The sequence below is a fragment of the Haloferax sp. s1 genome (genome assembly GCF_058382125.1).
In genome coordinates, this window is sequence record NZ_JBZRPK010000183.1 from 1 (window position 1) to 1,673 (window position 1,673).

General features: G+C 64.6%; 1 protein-coding gene and 1 pseudogene. Both read right to left on the reverse strand.

What is annotated here, in order from left to right; genetic code table 11:
- Positions 1–1,460, reverse strand: a 1,460-nt coding sequence (lysS, locus tag QT222_RS01455) for a lysine--tRNA ligase (RefSeq protein ID WP_491476072.1), incomplete at its 3' end; no start/stop codon positions are given.
- Between the two features lies 1 nt (position 1,461).
- Positions 1,462–1,673: pseudogene (locus tag QT222_RS01460) on the reverse strand (hypothetical protein); the annotation flags it as partial.

The following is a 1,673-nucleotide window of genomic DNA, read 5'->3' on the forward strand; positions in this document are numbered from 1 at the left end:
AAGTCGGCGAGGTGGTCGAGGGCCGACTCGACGGCGGGATCGAAGTCGAATTCGGGGAGTTCGGCCTGCGGGCGGTAGTTGTACTGGTTGTCCATCTTCTCGGCCCAGCGGCGGGCGCGTTCGACCCGGCCGGATGCTTCGTCGATAACGGCTTCGGGAGTGTCGTCGTCGAAGAAGCCCTCGTTGCGGGCCATCTTGACGCGAAGGTCCTCGTCGTCGGTCATGCCGAGGACGGCCGCGAAGGTGTATGGGAGGCGGATACGGTCCTCACGAACGTCGTCGACGACGAACGGGTAGGCGCGCTCTGCGAACCGGGTGAGGCTTTCGTCGTCGACCTCGCCGAAGTACGCGCGTTCGAAGCGGTCGAAGTCGTCGACCAGTTGGTCGAGTCGCGTCAGGTCGAGGTCGCGGGCCTTCCGCGGGTTGAGCGCGAAGAAGTACCGAAGCACCTCGGGTTCGAGCAGTTCGAGCATCTCCGGGACGGTGACGATGTTTCCGGCCGACGAGGAGAGTGCCTTCCCGTTGAGCGTGAACCACTCGTAGACCATCGGCACCGGCGGCTCGATTTCGAGGACGTTCTCCGCGATGTCCTTGCCCGAGGGCCACGAGCCTTCAGCGTGGTCCTTGCCGAAGGGTTCGAAGTCGACGCCGAGAACCTGCCACTGGCCGGGCCATTCGAAGCGCCACGGAAGCTTACCCTCGCGGAACGTCGCCGTTCCGTCGTGTCCACAGCCGTCGATGGTGTTGTCTCCGACGGTCATGTCGGTACAGGTGTACTCGACGGTGCCCGCTTCGAGATCGATGTCGGTGACCGTCTCCGTAATCTTCCCGCACGCTTCACAGACGGGATTGAACGGGACGTAGTCGTCGTCGACCTTCGACTGGTACTCGCTGAGCACCTCGCGCGCGGTGTCGATGTGTTCGAGGACGTGCTCGACGACGGGGTCGAAATCGCCGTTTTCGTACAGTTCGGTGTTCGAAATCATCTCGACCGGCACGCCGAGGCGGTCGGCGTCGGCCTTCAGAAGGGCCGCGAAGTGCGCCGCGTAGGAGTCGGTCTCGCCGAACGGGTCTGGAATCGAGGTGTACGGCTTGCCGAGGTTGCGGCCGAGTGCACCGGCGTCGACCTCGCCGAGTCCGACGATGTTACCGTCGGCGTCGGCAAGTTTGCGTGGAAGTTTTCGGAGCGGGTCCTTGTCGTCACTCGTGAAGACCTGTCGGACCTCGTGACCGCGCTCGCGGAGTACTTCGGCGACGAAGTAGCCGCGCATAATCTCGTTGAAGTTGCCGAGGTGAGCAACACCGGACGGAGAGACGCCGCCTTTGATGACGACGGGTTCGTCGGGGTCTCGGGCTTCGATTTCGTCCGCGACGTCGTCGGCCCAGAAGTCGTGGTGGTCGTCACTCGATTCGGGCGCGCCGTCGGGAACATCGACGGAGGAGGCTTCGTCTGTCGTCATCTCACTGTGCCCAGTAGGTCGGTTCGTCGCCGCCCTCGGGGATGATGTCGGTGCCCGTGTGTTCACCGCGGAGGACCGCCGGTTCGATTCTGTCGGGGTCCGTCCCATCGAGGACGATAGTGCGCATTCTCGCGCGCTCGCTGAGTTTCCCGGCGCGCAGGTCGACCTGCCCTGACGTGCCGCCGCTCCCTCCGCCGGTGCCGGACCTGTCCC